The sequence below is a fragment of the Flavobacterium sp. ACAM 123 genome (genome assembly GCF_000264055.1).
Lineage (GTDB): Bacteria > Bacteroidota > Bacteroidia > Flavobacteriales > Flavobacteriaceae > Flavobacterium.
In genome coordinates this window covers 1-19,405 of the sequence record NZ_AJXL01000037.1, presented here as the reverse complement: position 1 = coordinate 19,405, position 19,405 = coordinate 1, and the positions used below count along the sequence as shown (strand labels likewise).

General features: G+C 35.2%; 18 protein-coding genes. 7 read left to right on the top strand and 11 right to left on the bottom strand.

The window, feature by feature from the left end:
* The first annotated feature begins 81 nt into the window (after positions 1 to 81).
* Entirely contained in the window at positions 82 to 1,161 is a 1,080-nt protein-coding gene (locus A3SG_RS0108715) for a glycosyltransferase (protein WP_016989650.1), read from the top strand.
* A gap of 87 nt (positions 1,162 to 1,248) precedes the next feature.
* Here A3SG_RS0108715 and phoU read toward each other — a convergent pair whose 3' ends face one another.
* From phoU to A3SG_RS0108670, 9 genes are all read right to left on the bottom strand, one after another.
* On the bottom strand, positions 1,249 to 1,917 hold the full coding sequence (phoU, locus tag A3SG_RS0108710; protein ID WP_016989649.1) for a phosphate signaling complex protein PhoU: 669 nt from the start codon (positions 1,915 to 1,917) through the stop codon (positions 1,249 to 1,251).
* 61 nt (positions 1,918 to 1,978) lie between these two features.
* Entirely contained in the window at positions 1,979 to 2,731 is a 753-nt protein-coding gene (gene pstB, locus A3SG_RS0108705) for a phosphate ABC transporter ATP-binding protein PstB (RefSeq protein ID WP_016989648.1), read from the bottom strand.
* A gap of 113 nt (positions 2,732 to 2,844) precedes the next feature.
* A complete protein-coding gene (gene pstA / locus A3SG_RS0108700; protein ID WP_016989647.1) occupies positions 2,845 to 3,723 on the bottom strand; it encodes a phosphate ABC transporter permease PstA in 879 nt (292 codons plus the stop codon).
* A gap of 1 nt (position 3,724) precedes the next feature.
* Positions 3,725 to 4,933, bottom strand: a complete 1,209-nt coding sequence (pstC, locus tag A3SG_RS0108695) for a phosphate ABC transporter permease subunit PstC (RefSeq protein ID WP_035663645.1) — start codon at positions 4,931 to 4,933, stop codon at positions 3,725 to 3,727.
* A 187-nt stretch (positions 4,934 to 5,120) separates the two neighbouring features.
* On the bottom strand, positions 5,121 to 5,984 hold the full coding sequence (locus A3SG_RS0108690; protein WP_016989645.1) for a PstS family phosphate ABC transporter substrate-binding protein: 864 nt from the start codon (positions 5,982 to 5,984) through the stop codon (positions 5,121 to 5,123).
* Positions 5,985 to 6,117: 133 nt separating this feature from the next.
* Entirely contained in the window at positions 6,118 to 7,335 is a 1,218-nt protein-coding gene (locus A3SG_RS0108685; RefSeq protein ID WP_016989644.1) for a hypothetical protein, read from the bottom strand.
* 225 nt (positions 7,336 to 7,560) lie between these two features.
* Positions 7,561 to 8,856 (bottom strand): porin, encoded by a 1,296-nt coding sequence (locus A3SG_RS0108680; protein ID WP_016989643.1) that lies wholly within the window; start codon positions 8,854 to 8,856, stop codon positions 7,561 to 7,563.
* A gap of 163 nt (positions 8,857 to 9,019) precedes the next feature.
* A complete protein-coding gene (locus tag A3SG_RS0108675) occupies positions 9,020 to 9,355 on the bottom strand; it encodes a hypothetical protein (RefSeq protein ID WP_029596692.1) in 336 nt (111 codons plus the stop codon).
* A 204-nt stretch (positions 9,356 to 9,559) separates the two neighbouring features.
* Positions 9,560 to 10,501: a LysR substrate-binding domain-containing protein gene (locus tag A3SG_RS0108670; protein WP_016989642.1), complete on the bottom strand. Its 942-nt coding sequence runs from the start codon at positions 10,499 to 10,501 to the stop codon at positions 9,560 to 9,562.
* A gap of 80 nt (positions 10,502 to 10,581) precedes the next feature.
* Here A3SG_RS0108670 and A3SG_RS19470 point away from each other — a divergent pair, with 80 nt between their 5' ends.
* Genes A3SG_RS19470 through A3SG_RS0108655 form a run of 4 tightly spaced genes read left to right on the top strand, consistent with a single transcriptional unit; the run spans position 10,582 to position 12,843 of the window.
* The gene (locus A3SG_RS19470; protein ID WP_016989641.1) at positions 10,582 to 10,890 is read left to right on the top strand and encodes a hypothetical protein; all 309 of its coding nucleotides are present in this window, start codon (positions 10,582 to 10,584) and stop codon (positions 10,888 to 10,890) included.
* Between the two features lie 14 nt (positions 10,891 to 10,904).
* Complete coding sequence (locus A3SG_RS22960) at positions 10,905 to 11,099, top strand: L-threonylcarbamoyladenylate synthase (protein ID WP_316945220.1); 195 nt, start codon at positions 10,905 to 10,907, stop codon at positions 11,097 to 11,099.
* A complete protein-coding gene (locus A3SG_RS19465) occupies positions 11,074 to 11,865 on the top strand; it encodes an L-threonylcarbamoyladenylate synthase (RefSeq protein ID WP_316945221.1) in 792 nt (263 codons plus the stop codon). Before A3SG_RS22960 ends, A3SG_RS19465 begins: the two co-directional genes overlap by 26 nt.
* 15 nt (positions 11,866 to 11,880) lie before the next feature.
* Positions 11,881 to 12,843, top strand: coding sequence for a sodium-dependent bicarbonate transport family permease (locus tag A3SG_RS0108655; protein ID WP_016989640.1), 963 nt, complete (start codon positions 11,881 to 11,883; stop codon positions 12,841 to 12,843).
* A 191-nt stretch (positions 12,844 to 13,034) separates the two neighbouring features.
* Here the strand turns inward: A3SG_RS0108655 and A3SG_RS0108650 are convergent, their stop codons facing one another.
* Both A3SG_RS0108650 and A3SG_RS0108645 read right to left on the bottom strand, forming a co-directional pair.
* Entirely contained in the window at positions 13,035 to 14,090 is a 1,056-nt protein-coding gene (locus A3SG_RS0108650) for a sensor histidine kinase (RefSeq protein ID WP_016989639.1), read from the bottom strand.
* Positions 14,091 to 14,175: 85 nt separating this feature from the next.
* Complete coding sequence (locus A3SG_RS0108645; protein ID WP_016989638.1) at positions 14,176 to 14,859, bottom strand: response regulator transcription factor; 684 nt, start codon at positions 14,857 to 14,859, stop codon at positions 14,176 to 14,178.
* Between the two features lie 177 nt (positions 14,860 to 15,036).
* Here A3SG_RS0108645 and A3SG_RS0108640 point away from each other — a divergent pair, with 177 nt between their 5' ends.
* Entirely contained in the window at positions 15,037 to 17,784 is a 2,748-nt protein-coding gene (locus A3SG_RS0108640; RefSeq protein WP_016989637.1) for a TonB-dependent receptor, read from the top strand.
* Between the two features lie 292 nt (positions 17,785 to 18,076).
* On the top strand, positions 18,077 to 19,288 hold the full coding sequence (locus tag A3SG_RS0108635) for a hypothetical protein (RefSeq protein ID WP_016989635.1): 1,212 nt from the start codon (positions 18,077 to 18,079) through the stop codon (positions 19,286 to 19,288).
* Positions 19,289 to 19,405 lie beyond the last annotated feature (117 nt).

Genomic DNA, 19,405 nt, shown 5'->3' with positions numbered 1-19,405 from the left:
GATCATAATTTAAAGTTTTAGTAATGCAAAATATTTCTTTAAAAAACCTTTGTTTGTGTATCTTTCGCTAAAAAAGCAGCCATGTCAATACAGAAGGAGATTAACAATGCCCCGAAAACTATTTTAGTTGCGCCTTTGAACTGGGGCTTGGGGCATGCAACGCGCTGCATCCCTATAATAAAGGCATTGCAAGAACGCAATCACATTCCGATAATTGCTTCTGACGGAATAGCCCTTGACCTGTTGCGCAAAGAATTCCCTTATCTTAAAATGCTCGAGTTACCTTCTTATCAAATAGAGTATGCTAAAAATGGCAAAAACTTTAAATGGAAAATGTTACAAAAAGCCCCAAAAATGATGCAAGCCATGTGGGATGAAAAAAAACTGGTGGCTTCATGGATGCAACAATACAACATCGACGGAATCATATCAGATAACAGATTGGGTGTTTTTAACAAAAACATTCCCTCTGTGTATATAACACACCAGCTTAACGTGATGACTGGAAAAACGACTTGGTTAACGAGTAAACTGCATCAAAATATCATTAAAAAATATACGCAGTGCTGGATACCTGATGTTGCGGGCCAGCCCAATCTGGCGGGAAAATTAAGTCACGCAGATCATCTGCGCTTTGTACCTAAATACATTGGTACATTAAGTCGTATGCATAAAAAAGAAACCCCGCGCCGCTATGATTTGATGGTCATTCTATCCGGCCCTGAACCACAGAGAGGATTATTGGAATCTATCCTGAAAATCGAGTTAAAGCGCTATCGAGGTGCTGTAGTATTCATTAAAGGAATTGTAGCACAAGAGCAAAAGAAAGAACAGCTGAAAAACATTACTTATTTTAACTTTATGACTAGCCGTCAACTAGAGCAAACTTTTAATGAAAGTGATCTTGTTCTGGCACGTTCGGGCTATACAACAATTATGGATCTGACAAGACTGGGTAAAAAAGCCTTTTTTATACCAACTCCAGGTCAATATGAGCAATTATACTTGGCAAAAAAATTGCAAGAAGAAGGTGTTGCTCCTTATGCAGAACAAGATGATTTTAAAATTGATTACTTGCCCAAAACAAAGAAGTATAGTGGATTGCAATGCTTTGATCATACTCCTGATTGGAAAAAACTATTTGGTGTTTTTGATATATAAAACAGTAGTTTCATTAAAAAAGCTGGTTTCACTATCCTTGTTAGATATGAAAACCAGCTTTAAAATTGAATTGTATCGGGCATTAAATTAATGCTTATCTGAAAATTTCTCGTGTTTAATAGTCTTTGCATTAATCATAAAAAAAACAGCTTCTGCAACGTTTGTGCTGTGATCTGCAATTCTTTCAAAATGTTTCAATGCAATAACTAAATTAGTTCCAGAAACAACTGTTTTAGAATTATGCTTCATCTCTCCAATGATATTATCGATTGCATCGCTGCTTTTACTTTTAATATCACTGTTTAATTTAAAAATTTCTTCAATACTGGTTTCATCCATATTGAGGAAACACTCATTTGTCATTACTGTAATATCTTGTACTTCTCTTACAATATCAGCAATATTATACTTTGTTATGAGCTCATGTTTCTCTTTGATACTCTTGGTCAGTTTGATAATACTCATTGACAGGTCACCCACTCTTTCAATCTCCCTACTAATTTGCATTGCAGATATGATAAATCGCAAGTCGGACGCTACAGGTTGTTGCAAAGCGAAAACACTCTGGCAGATATCATCAATTTTTACATCAAGTTTATCAATTTTGTTTTCTGTTTTCTTTACTTCTTTACTTTCTAAAACGGGTTCTGAAAGCACAGCCTTAACAGCTTCAGCGACCTGATTTTCAGCAAGACCCCCTATTTTTATAATTATACCCCTGAGCTTACCAAGTTCTGTTTCTAAGTGTGATGCCATTTTTATCTAAAGATTTGAAAGTTTAAATCTACAAAATTCTGAATACATATCAAAATCATTTTTATCCGAATCTTCCTGTTATATAGTCTTCCGTTTGCTTGATCGCTGGTTTTGTAAAAATAGTTTTTGTTTTATCAACTTCGATCAATTTGCCCATATAGAAAAAAGCAGTAGTGTCGCTCACACGACCTGCTTGTTGCATATTATGTGTTACAATAACGATCGTATACTTGTTTTTTAACTCGTAAATAAGTTCTTCAATTTTTGAAGTGGAAATTGGATCCAATGCCGATGTTGGCTCATCCATCAATAAGATAGAAGGTTTTATTGCCAGCGCACGAGCAATACATAATCGTTGTTGCTGTCCTCCCGAAAGCTCAAAAGCTGACTTTTTTAGTTTATCCTTTACCTCATCCCAAAGCGCCACTTGTTCAATAGTAGTAACAACACGCTCTTCAATTTCATTTTTATCAGTAATTCCATTTACTCTCAACCCATAAGCTACATTCTCGTAAATAGTCTTTGGAAATGGATTTGGTTTTTGAAATACCATCCCTACATTTTTACGCAAAGCATCCACATTTGTACTTTTTTCGTAAATATCCTTTCCATCAATAACAATACTTCCGGTCATTTTGGTACCGTCTATAAGGTCATTCATTCTGTTTAACAAACGCAGATAAGTTGATTTACCACATCCTGATGGTCCAATTAATGCTGTAACTGTATTCTCTTTCATCGATAAAGAAATGTCGCGCAAAGCATGGTTTTCTCCGTAGTAAAAATTTACGTTGTTTGATTGTATTTTCTGCATGTTATCCCTTTATTTTTATTCTTTAATTCAATTATTCGGCTACAATGTCGTTGTGTAATTCATTTAATTCTAATCCAATTTATAATCGAACCATGACAAATTAGTTAATGACATTAATTCATTTTTACTTTTTTTCCATAATATTTACGAAGGGCATTCGCCAATATATTAGAAATTAATACAATAACAATTAATATAAGTGCTGTACCGTAAGCCATCGATCTTGATTTTTCAATATCAGTACCACTGGTTGCAATCACATATAAATGATAAGGCAATGCCATCGCCTGATCAAAAATAGAAGTGGGCAATTTAGGTAAAAAATAGGCAGCAACGGTAAATAAAATAGGAGCTGTCTCTCCAGAAACCCTTCCGATAGATAATATTAATCCCGTAATGATATTAGGAAATGCGATTGGAAATACAATTTTACTTGTCGTTTCCCACTTACTTGCTCCCAACCCAAAACTAGCTTGTCTAAATGTATCATCAACTGATTTTAGTGACTCCTCTGTTGTTCTTATGATGACGGGAAGCACTAATAATCCTAATGTTAATCCACCCGCTAAAATCGAGTCTCCAAATTCCAACTTATTCACAAATAATGACATTCCGAAAAGTCCAAATACAATTGACGGCACTCCTGCGAGATTATTTGTCATTTGCTTAATAATTCTTTTAGGCCATCCGTCCTTCACATATTCAGTCATGTAAATCGCTGCTAGGACCCCTACTGGAAAGGCAAAAATCATACTAGCTAGCACCAAACAGAGCGTTCCCACAATAGCTGGAAAAATTCCTCCCTCGGTCATTCCGTTCTTAGGCATAGCGCTGATAAATTCCCAACTGATTACTCCAATTCCTTTAGTCACTATAAAAGCTAATATTATAAACAGGAGAGCTACAATAGCGTAGCTTACGACAGTAAAAATCCCAAAAGCGATGTTTTGAGTTCTTCTTTTTTTCTTTGCTAAATTATTTTCAGTACTCATGTTAATGTTTTTTATGAGAGTTTCTATTGGTCACTAATTCTACTAAGATATTAATCACAAAAGTGATTATGAATAAAATACAACCCAACGCAAACAAGGCTTCATAATGTAAGCCTCCGTTTGGAGCCTCACCTAATTCCGCTGCGATAGTTGCGGGAATTGTTCGAACGGGCGCTAAAAAAGTATGGGGTATCACCGCAGCATTTCCAGTCACCATTAATACAGCTATAGTTTCCCCAATAGCGCGCCCTATTCCCAAAATAGCACCAGCAGTTATACCAGAGGCAGAATATGGAATTACGACTTTGTAAATCGTTTGCCAATGAGAAGCCCCTAAAGCCAGACTAGCTTCTTTCATAGCACGAGGTGTATTGCGCATTGCGTCCTCAGAAATAGTAATGATCGTGGGCAAAGCCATGATTGCAAGCACCACACTTCCCGCTAAAGCAGTCTCACCAACGGGTAAGCCAAAAAGACTTTGAATTAAAGGCACAATAACCACCAATCCAAAGAACCCATAAACAACAGATGGGATTCCGGCCAAAAGCTCAATCAACGGTTTTACTAAATTACGAGTTCTTTTCTTTGCAATTTCACTTAAATAGATAGCTGCCGCCAAAGCAATTGGCAAAGCCAAAAGAATAGCCCCAAAACTCACCCATAATGTACCGTATATCAAAGGTTTAACGCCCATTTGAGCAACAGGCTCTGCGGTAGGAAACCATTCTTCACCGGATAAAAATTTATAAACGGTAATCTTATTTATATCGAGTTCTTTTCCTTTAAATTCCTTGTTTACATACTTATCAGAGAAAAACGCAATGATCCCAGGCGTTTTAGCGATAAGCTCATTTATCTTATCAGGGAAATTAACAAAGTTTTCTCCAAGCTCTTCTTCTGTATAGTAATCTGTTATATCTCCTGTTCTAAACAAAACGATAGGCTCATCTTTCCCCCCAAGCTCACTCCAATTGGTGATTTTTTGATCAAAAACATCTTTTATTTGTGATGGCTCTAATCTATTTACTGGATTTGACCCATTTACGGCCAATAAAAACCCCTTATCTATTGGCTTTTTGGTAAAAACCCCAGCACCTTCTATAAATAGAAAAAAGACAATCAAAATCACTGTGATACTAGTAGCAGCGCTACTTAACATCAAAATACCTTCAATCACCTTCTCTTTAATCTGTTTAAAATTTGTTTTCAAAAGAGTGTTTTTTATTTTCGTCAAAATTACACCAGCCAAACGTGCTGAATGTGTCCGCATCATTAACCTTATGTTAACTTAATGTTAAGCGGTTCCTGCGATTCTAAAACTATTACCTGTTTTTTTTAAAAAAAAAGGTTGCCCCTAATGAGACAACCTTTATTCGAATATATAAAATTAAACTTCGTTAATTCAATGGAATATAACCCACCTCTCCAACAATTTTTTGTCCTTCAGCAGAAAGTGCATAGTCAACAACTGGTTTCACTTTAGCAGCATTTTTCTTATCGAACATATAGAACAATGGTCTCGCTATTGGATAGGACTTGTCTTTAGCACTAGCTACAGATGGCTCAATAAAAGTTTTTCCTTGGTCATAAGACACCGCCAATTGTTTTACTTCTTTAGTTTCGTATGCCAATCCGATATAACCAATAGCACCTTTAGTTTGCCCAACTGCCTGAACGATTGCTCCAGTTGCCGGTAAGTTCAATATATTTGTAGCATAGTTTTTCTTGTCCATAACCTCCTCTTTAAAAAACTCATATGTCCCAGAGGAAGACTCTCTTGAGTAAGCCACTATCTTTTCGTCAGCACCACCCACTTCTTTCCAGTTTTTAATTGCTCCCGTAAAGATTTGCTCTAATTGCTCCCGAGTTAATTTAGAAACGGTATTTGCTGGATTAACAATTACTGTCAATGCGTCATATGCAATTATAACTTGCTCAATCTCCACTTTTTCATCGGCAAATTTCATTTTTTCTTCCGTCTTCAATTCTCGTGAAGCCATTGCGATATCAGTAGTCCCGTCAATCATTGCAGTTATTCCTACACCTGATCCACCACCTACAACGGTAACGCTTACGTCAGAATTTGTTTTCATCAACTCTTCCGCTTCTTTTTGTGCCAAAGGCAAAACAGTATCACTTCCTTTGATAGTTACAGATACTTCAGTTGCAGTACCTTCTGTTCCTTTATCTTCAGTTTTTGCTTTACCACAGCTCAACATACCTATTAAAGGTAAGATTAAAAATAATTTTGATGTTTTCATTTTATGTTTTTATTGGTTTTATTAATTTTTGACAAAAGTAATGATTCAATGTTAACTCTGCGTTAAGCTAATATTATGCAATATTTATTATTTACACTTTTAGAAACCAAAAGCAATTTCAACGAAACCTTTTTTATATACCAATTTCTACTTGAAAACGAGCAAACCAATTGTTATGGACGTCCCCATTATAACTTTTTACATTATCATAAGAAAACTCTCCTTGTAGTTTTATTTTATGCCCAAATATATATTTAGATAATCCAATCGTGTATTCATCCATATCTGGGCTTAATGTTTGAATGCCCGCATCTACCTTTTGAGTAGAGAACCTACCAATAATTTGATAATTAGAAGGGAAAAGATAACTTAATTGAGCATCAACTCCATGACCTACAAAAACCGCTTGTTTTTTAGTACTGTCCAAAGGATTCACAGTAATAGGATTATCTGTCGCTCTTGACATATAAGCCGCCATAGCCGTCCAGCCGTTATATTTAAACATGGTATCAAAGAACAAAGATTGAAGCGTTCTTGACTCATATAAACTACTACCCAACTGTCCTTGCGATCTTAGCGCATTATTATTTTGACTAAAAGCTCCTGAAATCATCCATTTTAACGTTTTTTCTCTCATTAAGTCTGCTTCAAAATTTGATCCGTTTTTAGTAAATGCGCCTAAAGGAAATAACTCCACTTTACCACTTAAAGCGATTCCGTCGTCTTGTGTTTTTACCCAATTTCTACCTTCACCTTTAGTAATAGCGCCTTTTAAAGCATAGGAAAAATGCGCTGGATTTTCCTCCGAGTAATCTAAAAACACTCCAAAATCACGATCAATATTGAACTTTGAATTATTGATACTACGATCTGTAAGTTCCAACGAATTTGAAGATATTACACGTTGATTGTTTCCTGGTAATTTAGTTTGACCAAAACCTACTGTAAAATTAGGTGTTGCTTTATAAAAGAATACTCCATCTAAAATTACATTTCCACTATTCCCTACCACTACAGTTCCAATATCTCTCGCAGAAAAACCAAGCTCTACTTTATAACCAAACCTAGGATTATAAACAAAACCGTCTAGCTTCAATCTCATTCTTCTAATCTCACCTTCTACAACCCCTGACTCGCTATCCTCCTTACCATAACCAATTCTACTTTGAACTCGGAATCCAATATTCATTTGAAATAAACTATCCTTTTGAGTAAATCCAAGCTTTTTACTTGAATTGAGGTATTGTGCTAATTCTGTTTTTTTAATAACTTCCTTCTTCTCTATTTTATCTTCCTGGGCTGATGCAAATATTGTAAACAGTAGCACCGTACCAAATAAAAATCTTTTCATTTTAATAATTTATTATTGTTTTGTTATCAGGGCGCAAAATTAATGTTAAGAAAGCTTTTTAGTGTTATGCGAAGGTTAACAAAATAATAAATCAAAGTAATCATAAGCGTTAAACAACACATTTACAGTAATTTATAAATAAACCGAAATTTTGAGAAATAAAAAAACATCAAATACTCAATAAGAGCCTCTGATGTTTTTTTTGTATTATTGAATTGTATCTTTCTAAAAATTAAACTGCGCTTGTAACCTCAGTAAATTTCCCTGCTGTCTATTGTTCCTCAGCACACTATCCTCAAAAGTTCTGTCAGCGATAACCCAAGTTGCAGTGAATTCAAATGCTTTATAAGGCAGCCATTCTAAACCTAATTCATAATCTCTCACCGTGTAGCTTCTGGCATCTTTTTCAAATTTCTTTCCACCATCATAGTATTGGAATTTAGCAAATGGATATAATAACTGATTTTTTGGCAAATCCCACTTATAGTTTAAGGTAACATAACCCCCATCTAAATTAGAAACATCTACAGAATTTGTCAGTTTATTATAACGAGGCCCTTTCCCAATGTTATATTCCGCTTGAACACCAAACGGTTTTGGATACAGCACAAAAGTCGCCCCTACTCTTTGATCAAGCGTATTTTGTTTGTCTTTAACAGTTACACCCTGTGAAATTTCGTTTCCAAAAGCCCATTTACCTGTATATGCTTGAATCCCTGGCTCAATAATTTGACTTCCTATTACAAACGGATAGGTTACTCTAGTTACTACGTGAAGGTTTCTATTCCCTTCTGACTTATTTGATGTTTGACCGTTGTATACTCCAAATGCAAATACACCGTAATCACCTGAACCTTTGTATCCATCTTTGACAAGCATGGCAAAACGATCTCTTATTTTACTAGGTGCCCAATAGAAGAAGGCACCAAGATCTCGTTCATTTGCAACAGCACTATTTAGAGCATCATTACGATCTAAAGTCAGTCTATTTTGACTAGACTGCATGTTTTCGAACCCAAAAGGAACCTTGCTTTGCCCTATCCTTACACGAAATTCTTTCTTTGCATCAAATGATAAGTCAAAGTAAGCATCCCTTAGCTGAAGAAAATTATTAACTCCTGAAGCTGGCGAGCTTGCTAGATCCGGCTGAATATAGAAAAACACATTAGGATGTATTTGTCCTGAAAATATAATACGTGCTCTTCTAATAAAGAAACCATTGTTTGATTTCACAGCATCGCCAGCAGCCGTTGTTCCCCAAGATTTATCACATTGCTCGCATGACACTTTATCATTTGTAGACAACAATCCGTTGTAGCGTATTTGAGCATATCCTCTAATGCTTATTTTATCATACCATTGGGACTCTTTTTTAGGCTTTACTTTTTCTTCAGCTACCTTTACTTTGTTTATAGAATCCAAAACACGGACAACTTCTTTTGAAATTGCATCTTTGTTTATGTCTTGCGCCTGCAGTACTCCTGTACTAATTATAAAAAATGCAATTAAAAGTTTTTTCATGATTAAATGGGTTGCTAAATTTTTGGCAAAGATTAAACCGTAATGTTAAGTTAACGTTAGCAAACCATTAAAAAATTAACCTTTGTTTTACATTTTTTTAACAATATAAAAACCAAAAAATAACTTACAAAAACACTGAGTTACTTATTAACTATAAGCACTTTTAAATTAACGAAAGAAGAGTAAAACAAAATTTTATGCTGGTAAATCGTTGGCGTTTTGAAATAGAAAAAATTAAAACGAATACAAAAATATTGTCTACACTTAGCGCTTTCTCTATAACGTAACCCGCAAGAAACTCTACTACTTTTACCTCTCCATGCCAATAATAGATAATTATACTAAAACACATTGCTAACATTATCCAAACTTCCGTCCAGATCAAAGCCTCTTTAATGCTTATTTCATGTGCTTTTCGATTAAAAACTCCTAAATCTAATGCGAGCATAGATAAGACAAACACATTAAAACCAATCCACAAACTCAAATCAGTTTGCATATAATAGATTGTTTAATTTGACCATAACACCATAAATGTAGAATTTTTTATCAACCTTGTAATTTAACTACCTCATAATCAATATTTAATTCAGATGTTTTACTTCTCAAAATAAAACAGATAGTGAGTTCTTGTTTATTCAAGTTACATACCCCATTAAAAAACAACAATATAATATAACTAATGTCTTTATGATTTTCGTTTCTATTTTCTAGTACCTATATTTTTATCCTTAATCCATTTAAAAGACGTCTCAATAATCCTTTCTTTTTCATTTTGAATAAAGTCCAAATATGCAGTCGCTACCGGCGAAAACTTCTTCCCTTTCCACCAAATTAAATTCCAGTTTGATTTGATAGGCAAACCTTTTACAGGAACAATTTGCAAACTTCCATTGCTTAGTTCGTTCTTTACTCCTATTAATGGCATTATGGAGCAGCCTAATCCAGCTAAAACAGCTTGTTTTACAGCTTCGTTTCCAGTGAGCTCAACCTTTTTAGGAACATTCAAATTATTGTTTTCAATAAATTTTTCCATTATGTACCGTGTTCCAGAACCTTGCTCTCTATAAATAACCGCTAATTCCTCTAAAATAGACACCTTGTAAAGGTCTTTTTCGAATACTTGCTCTGAATTTACCATCATATAAAGTTCATTAGGCAGTAGCTCTACAGTATCAATTTGTAAGGAATCTGGTAATACCGAAACTAAAGAAAAATCTACCTCATTGTTCTCTAAACTTTCTAAAACTTGTTTCTTATTAGTGACATCCAAAATCAAATCTACGCCAGGATTACTCTTTAAAAAATCGGCTAGGAAATAGGGCATCACGTATTTACCGGTAGATACAATTGAAATCTTTAAGCGCCCGCTTAATTCTCCTTTGTAAGCCAGCGTTTTATAGTTGATTGCCTCAACTTCATTTAAAACTTTTTCTGCAGCGATGGCAATCTCCTTACCAAAATCTGTCACATACAGCTTTCTACCAATAACCTCTGTTAACGGGAATTCAAATTGATCCTGAAAATTCTTTAATTGTATTGAAACTGCTGGCTGTGTGAGGTGCAACTCCACGGCAGCCTTAGTGATACTCTTGTTTTGAGTGACTTTAAGAAAAACATACAATTGATGTAACGTATAGTTCATAAAATATTTTTATATATTCCATTACAAATATAAATAAAAATATATGAATTAGCGGTTCTACATTTGCAAAAAATAAAACAATGGAAAAAAGAAAAGACTACCAATTCCAATTAGTAGAAGGACAGTACACGCCAGTAGAGGCAAAGAAAATTTTATTGGGTTTAATAAACAGTAAAATCAACTTTCATCAGTTGGAAAATTTCAGTAACGAGATCCGATTTAGTGAGAATACGGATCATTCTAAAAGCAGAATTGAGCTGCTTACCACTGCTTCTGAAAACATTACAGACTTAATCAATTACTCCATCCCAAACGACATGGAGTTTAAAATAGAAGGAACTATCCAGATATCCTTAGTCCCCGAAAAAAAATTAGAACCAATAGCTTAAAAATTTAAAAAAACATGGCTTTAATCAGCACTTCATCTCGCGATGCCGCAGCCCTTTTAAATAAAAATGAAATTGTTGCTATTCCAACGGAAACCGTTTACGGGCTGGCGGGTAATGCTTTCAGCGACAAAGCGATAAAAAAGATTTTCGAATTAAAAAAAAGACCTTTTTTACAATCCACTTATCGTTCATATCAAATCAGTCGCTGATTTAAATAAGATTGCTGTTGAAGTCCCCGAAAAAGCGAAGTTGTTAGCAGATGTCTTTTGGCCAGGACCATTGACCCTAGTCTTAAAAAAACAAAGTACCATCCCAGATTTAATTACTGCAGGAAAAAATACTGTTGCGGTTCGAGTTCCTAATCACCCCGTAACATTAGCTCTTTTAGAACAATTGGACTTTCCACTGGCTGCTCCAAGTGCAAATCCCTTTGGCTCCATAAGTCCAACGAAAGCGGAACATGTAGCGAACTATTTTGCAACATCTTCGTTGACTGTTTTAGAAGGTGGCGAATGCCGCAGCGGAATAGAGTCTACGATAATTGGTTTTGAGGATGAATCAGCAGTTTTGTATCGATTAGGTTCCATAACAATTGAAGAAATTGAAGCTGTTATTGGCTCATTAAAAATAAAAATACACAAAGGAGAAGCGCCATTAGCTCCTGGGATGCTTTCAAAACATTATGCGCCAAAAACCGCGACCGTATTAACAGAAACTATTTCTCAATCACTGGTATTATTTGAAACAAAAAGAATAGGGTTGTTAACCTACCAAGATCGTTTTGAACATAAAAACATAGTAGCACAACACGTTTTATCCCCTTCTGGAGATTTAACGGAAGCGGCAGCCCAATTATACAATGCATTACATAAACTCGATCAATTAGAACTTGATGTAATTATCGCCGAAAGATTTCCTGATCATGGTTTGGGAAGAACCATTAACGACCGACTTGAAAGGGCTACAAAAAAATAAATTCTCCTACAAAAAATGAATTTCGATTTACTACTTGAAAATATCACGAATCCAGCCTTACTCTTCTTTTTACTCGGCATCATCGCTGTACGTCTAAAAAGTGATTTAGAAATCCCAGAAAACTCATCTAAATTCATCTCCCTTTACCTTCTTTTCTCAATTGGCTTCAAAGGAGGACAGGAATTATCACACAGTCATTTTACTATTGACATCATTTGGTCAGTGGCATTTGGAGTTCTAATCGCAGTGCTAATACCGCTTTATAGCTTTTTCATTCTTAAAAAGCATTTTAGTATCGACAATTCAGGCGCCATTGCCGCGGCTTATGGTTCTGTCAGTGCCGTCACATTTGTAACCGCAATTACTTTCTTAGAAATGCAAAACTATACTTTTAGCGGTCATATGGTTGCCGTTATGGCTCTTATGGAAGCTCCATCCATTATAGTTGGAGTGATTTTAATTCGACTATTCAGTAAAAAAGATGTTCACAGTACCAAAATAAGTTCTCTTATCAAACACTCCTTTACTAATGGCAGTGTACTGCTAATCACGGGAAGTTTAATTATAGGTTTTCTAGCTAGTGATCAACAAGCCCTAGGAATCAAACCTTTTACCACAGACATGTTCAAAGGGTTCTTAGCCATCTTTTTACTTGATATGGGAATTGTGAGCGGTAGAAAATTAAATGACTTTTTCAAAAGTGGATGGTTCAGCTTTCTATTTGCGATCATCATCCCACTGCTAAACGGAATTGTCGTTGCGTATCTTAGTCATTTTATAACAGATGACATCGGTAACCGATTTATTTTTGCAGTCCTAGCTTCGAGTGCCTCATATATTGCGGTACCAGCCGCCATGAAAATTGCAGTTCCAAAGGCAAATCCTGGAATTTTCCTCCCTATGGCATTGGCTATTACCTTTCCTTTTAATATAACATTTGGAATGCCTATTTATCTTTCCATAGTCTTATGTAGTTAGTCCAACTTAGGTATTCAATACGGTTCACTAAAATCAGACTATTTTCATACTATATTTACATGATACGCGTAATTTAAGAATTCGCAATAAGTAGAGGTGATACGATAAGCAGGAACATTAAAAAAACGAACCTCTGAGCTATCAATCAAAGGCTGTTTCTGTAAAATTAGGAACAGTCCCTTTGTGTTTTTTTACTGTTTTTTTGCAACCGTAAAAGAAAATTCTGAGCCTACACCAAATTCGCTCTCAACGTATATTTTTTCTTTATGCGCTTCTATGATATGCTTTACAATTGCAAGTCCTAATCCCGAACCCCCTTCTGAGCGGGACCCACTTTTATTTACCCGATAAAAACGTTCAAAAAGTCGGGGGATATTTTGCTTCTCTATTCCTTCTCCATTATCACTAATACGGATTAGCACCTTTTCTTTTGTCAAGTTAACTACGGAGACCTCAGTTGCCCCGCCAGGTTTTCCGTATTTTATTGAATTAACAATTAGGTTCTCGATAATTTGCTGAATTCTATCTCTGTCTCCTCGTACATAGTTAGGTAAGAGATGGTAGTTCTCAAACGAAAGCGTAATTCTCTTTTTTTCTGCTTTCATTTCCAGTAGTTCAAATACATTCTCTATTAATTCAACAATATCAAATTCTGAAATATCTAAATTCAAATCTCCAACCTCAAGTTTGCTTATCATGTCTAAGTCGTTTACAATGTAAATCAACCGTTCCACTCCCTTTTCGGCACGTTTTAAATATTTTTTTCGGATTACTTTATCATCCATCGCCCCATCTAATAAAGTGGACACGTAACCCTGTACCGTAAATAAAGGAGTCTTCAGTTCATGTGAAACATTACCTAAGAATTCTCTCCTGTATTCTTCTCTAACCTGTAGCATTTCAATCTCTAATTTTTTATCAGTCGCAAATTTCTTTACCTCCCTAGTCAAGGTTTCCATATCTGTAGTAATGGGTTGGTTAATAAATGTACTAGATTCCAACAGCGAAACGTCATCATAGATTTTTTTTACGCGTCTGTAAATAAAACGCTCTACTCGATACTGTAAAACAATAAATGAAAAGAGATAGAGAACTAACATGAAAATAAAACCAAATAAATACAGACTACGGAAAGGCAACTTGAGCATAGTAGATACCAGCAGCATCACAAATCCCGTTGAAAAAAGGGTGATATACAATGCTGATTTTACGGCAAACTTATAGGTTTTTTTAAAACTTATTTTCATTTTTCACTGCGTACGTTGTCTATTTAATCGAGTCTATAAAGAAGACCTCCTCCCTGTTTTACGAACAAATTTAATTGTAGTTAATTTAAACCTCAAATTTATAACCAACCCCTTTGATGGTTTTAAAAAAATCTTCCCCTATTTTTTCGCGGAGCTTTCTAATATGAACATCAATCGTTCTTCCTCCTACAACCACTTCATTTCCCCAAACTTTATCAAGAATCTCATCCCGCTTAAATACTTTTCCTGGCTTAGACGCTAACAAATAAAACAACTCGAACTCTTTTCTGGGTAACGCCATTTCGATATTATCCTTTACTATTTTATATTCTTCGCGATTTATTTCTATTCCACCTACGTTTAAGGTCCCACTGTCTTGCTCACTCTCTTTCAAGCGACGTAACAATGCTTTTACTTTGCTGACCAATAATTTTGGTTTTATCGGTTTTGTGATATAGTCGTCCGCTCCTGCTTCAAATCCCGCAACTTGTGAATAATCTTCACTTCTGGCAGTCAAGAAAGTAATAAGGACATTACTTAACTCTGGAACTTTTCTAATGTTTTCGCACGCTTCCATTCCATCCATTTCAGGCATCATCACATCCATTATGATCAAATCCGGCAATTCCTTTTTAGCCTTAGCAATCGCTTCTTTTCCATTTGCTGCCGTAAAAACTTGATACCCTTCCTGAGTGAGGTTGTACCCAACAATTTCTAAAATGTCTGGTTCGTCATCAACGAGTAAAATCTTGGTATGTTTCTTTTTCATATTTGGCAAATTTACGTTTGCATTGGTAAATGTAATAATAAATGAACAGCAAAAAGTCAGTATTAACCGTAATTTGATTTGGTAACTATTTAGTAATATTTAACAAACATAATAGTAACCTCGCAATAACGCAGACTTTACAAAGACACCATTACTTTGCAAAAAATTAAACAAATTATGAAACTTACATTGTTCATTTTAACGCTTTTTATGAGTGCCCTTGCTTTCTCTCAAAATAAAGGTACTATTTCTGGAGTACTAACTGATAAGGATTCAAACAACGAAACGCTACCTTTTGCAAACGTATTATTAAAAGGAACTCAAATAAATGTTACGACTGATATCGATGGTAAGTATTCACTTAATGCTCCAGCGGGAAGCTATATCATACAGTATAGTTTTATTGGTTACGAATTAACAGAGGTTCCTGTTTTAGTAAAAAGCGGGGAAACAATAACACTAAACAAAGCATTAGGATCGTCCAGCTACAAGCTAGATGATGTTATAATCACTACAACTGTTAACAAACAAAAAGAAACCGCCTTGTTACTGGACCAGAAGAATGCTGTTGAAATAAAACAAAGCATCGGTTCGCAAGAGTTAGCAAGAAAAGGAGTTAGTGATGTCGCAACTGCCGTTACTAAAACTAGTGGTATTACAAAACAAGAAGGCTCAGGGAATATCTTTGTAAGAGGTTTAGGAGATCGATACAATTCTACCACTATGAATGGTTTGCCAATTCCTTCAAACGATCCTGAAAAGAAAAACTTAAACCTTGAAATTTTCTCTACAGACATTGTGGAGTATATTTCTATTGATAAGGTCTATGGAGGAAATATATATGGTGACTTTGCTGGAGGTAATGTTGACATTATTTCAAAAGATTACAAAGGAAACGGATTTTTGAAAATTGAGGTAGGTTCAAAAGCAAACACAAATGCAATTGCAGAAAGTGATTTTAAATTGCAAAAAGGTTTTGACGGATTGGGTTTTACAAACAAATCAATTCCAAACAACCCGCTAACCCAATACAATTATAGCTCTCTTCAATTAAAAAATTATACTCCAATAGCTACTTCTTTTGGCATCTCTGGGGGGAAGTCATTTGATGTAGGTTCAGAAGGAAGACTTAGCTTTTTTGCAACTGCTTCTTTTAACAATAACTTTACTTCAAAAAGTGATGGTACTGCAAAAGCGAGCGTTAACGGCAACGGAATTGCTAATAAAGACTTTAACAACTATACGGAACTAAAATATGAAACTAATACTACCGGAATGACTAATATTGGTTACAAAATAAACAACAACAACAAAGTAAGCTTCAATTCACTTTATATTAATACCTCAACTCAATCCAAAGAAGAGTATACAGGATACATTGTAGATATTGCTAATGACGGGAATGGCTTAATTCGTCGTTTTAACTACGAAAAAAACAGTTTATGGATCAACCAAATTTTAGGAGAAAGCAAATTTGGCGAACGTTCTAAATTGAATTGGGGAGTTTCATACAATATCATTGATGGAAGTATGCCAGACAGAGTCCAAAACATTTTTAGAAAAGAGGCTACAGGTTACCAATTGTCAAGCATCTCAGCTCCTGACAACCACAGATACTTTCAAAAATTAAAAGAAGATGAACTCGCAGCAAATGCATCATATGATTACCAATTTAATAAAAACGAAGAAGGTGATTTTTTAGGAAAAGTTACTTTTGGTCTAAATGAAAGAATCAAGTCAAGAGGATTTCAAGCTACTCAATTCAATATCAAAGCTAACAATGGGTACACCAATACTATTGTTGATCCTAATAACTTAGATTTGTTTTACAACCAAGACAACTTCGACAACGGCACTTTCTCTATTGCCACTTTCCGTGGAAACTCGCAAGTATACAACGCTTTAGACCCACAAACATACGGAGGAGACCAAACTATACACGCCGCATTTGCAAATACGGAATACAAATTCAAGAAATTAACTGCAGTACTAGGCCTTAGAGGGGAACAAATAACGCAAAAAGTAAGTTGGAACACACAATTAGGCGCCATAGGTGAGGACAAATTAGAAAAAACCGCTTTCTTACCCAGTTTAATTTTGAAATATGAATTAAATGATAAACAAAATTTACGTTTAGGATTAAGCAAAACGTACACACTGCCCCAATTTAAAGAAAGAGCACCGTTCATTTATGAAGAAGTGCTACAAGTGAAAGTGGGTAATAAGGATCTATATGCTTCAGATGATTATAATTTAGACCTCAAATGGGAAATGTTTCCTAAAAGTGATGAGCTGATTTCGGTAACCGCTTTTGGAAAATACATTCTAAACCCAATGAATGAAGTAACAATATCTTCCTCTTCAAATGACATCTCGTACATCAACACGGGAGACTTTGGTTATGTTGCTGGTGCTGAGGTAGAATACCGAAAACAACTTTTTAATATTGATTCTCACAATGCTAAGAAACTATCTGCAGGAATCAATGCTTCTTACTTGTATAGTAACCAAGAATTAAATGCTGACAAAGTAAATAGAGAAACAAAATACCAAGTGGATTTCACAAATACAAAAAGCAAATTTACTGGAGCATCTGATTTATTATTAAATACCGACTTAACTTTTTTTAACGAATGGAATGACAAAAATAGTAACCTCACGACAACTATAGCTTATTCTTACTTTTCAGATAGAGTGAATGCCATTGGAACAAGTAGTAAAGGAGATTTAGTTGACAAAGCTTTTGGTTCATTGGACTTTATTACAAAATCTAAACTAACTGAAAAATTAGGATTAGGGTTAGTAGCAAAAAATTTATTAAACCCAGCAATCACCAGAGTGCAAACAAATGCAAGTGGTGACGTGAATGTACTTTCCTATAAAAAGGGAATGACAATAAGTTTAAGTTTGAATTACGAATTATAACTACACAACACCGCCCACAAAACGCCTAAAAGAGTAGCTTAATTGCTGCTCTTTTTTATTTAGAACTAAATGGCAACTTGCCATAGCCTATTTAGATAAGTAAGCCCCAATACATAACGCATTAAGAGGGAAATCCCAGATCCTACTGTTAAACTCCAGTTAGCCTGGAAACATTAAGTTAATATAAAAGTAGCCTTTTGTTAAACCAACAATCATATTTACATAACATCTAAAAAGAACACTTACCGCATCTTTGTACCAAGAAAACAAATAAAAATTTTATTACACTATTATGAAAAAATCAACTGCAAAATTATTCGGGATTTTAACGTTAGCCACAGGTTTAATAACAAGCTGCTCTTCTAATGACAACCCAACACCAACAAATCCTCCTTCCGCGACATTTACCGCAGATGCGACAAATTTCCAAGGAGATATAAACGAGGGGGAAGTAACTTTAGACGCGACAAAAAAGTATAAATTAACGGGTAAGATTCAAGTAAACAGTGGCGCTACATTGACTATTCCTGCAGGAACAATAATTGAAGGAACGGGAGGAACAGCTTCTTACATCGCGATCGCTCAAGGTGGAAAATTAAATATTAACGGAACTGCCGCTAAACCTGTTGTAATGACAAGTGGTTTAGCTACAAAAGCAGCTGGCGACTGGGGCGGATTAGTAATCTGTGGCAAAGCACCTATCAACCGTGTGAATGGTGGTGCTGGAACTGCCCAATCAGAAGTTGCAGATTTAAGCTACGGTGGGACTGCTTCTGCTGACAATTCTGGGTCTATCAAATACTTAAGAATTGAATATGCCGGAGCTGCTTTTAACAGTGAAAAAGAATTTAACGGACTTTCATTATTTGGTGTTGGTTCAGGAACTACAATTGATTATGTAGAATTTTTCCACGGAGCTGATGACGGAGTAGAATTCTTTGGAGGGACCGTAAATACATCTAATTTGATTTCTATCGGAAATGAGGATGACCAATTTGACTGGACTGAAGGATGGTCTGGAACAAACACAAACTGGTACGGAAAATTAGATTTCGGAAAAGGAAATAGAGGAATTGAAGCAGATAACTTTGAATTAGGATACTTAAATACACCTATCGCTAACCCTTCTATTACAAACTTAACTCTTGTAGGACCAGGAAGTGCGCCAACTTCAGGCACATGGCTAGAAAACGATGCAATGAAATTAAGAAGAGGTACTAAAGGGATCTTTACAAATCTTGTTTTCAGCGGATGGGCAACTGGCTTCAATGTTGAAAATGATGAAACTATCGCCTACATACCTACTTCATTAAAAGCGGTAAACGTTAACTTTATTGCTGATGTTGCTGTAAAATCTAAAGGGAAATTAAATCCTGTTTCACCTGCAACAAGTGGAGTATCCACTAATGTATCTGCAATAGTAACCTCAGAGTCTGCTTCTACTGGAGCTGGAAACGGAGCTGGAATGCCAGTATGGGCTTCTGGATGGAGTGTTGGATTCTAATCTTAGAGATAAATAAATATCCCTAAAACACCCTTTTTTTGAAGGGTGTTTTTTTTGGTTACAGTATTTGATTTTTTTCGTTATATTTACTATACAAAATCAAGACAATGGCAAAAA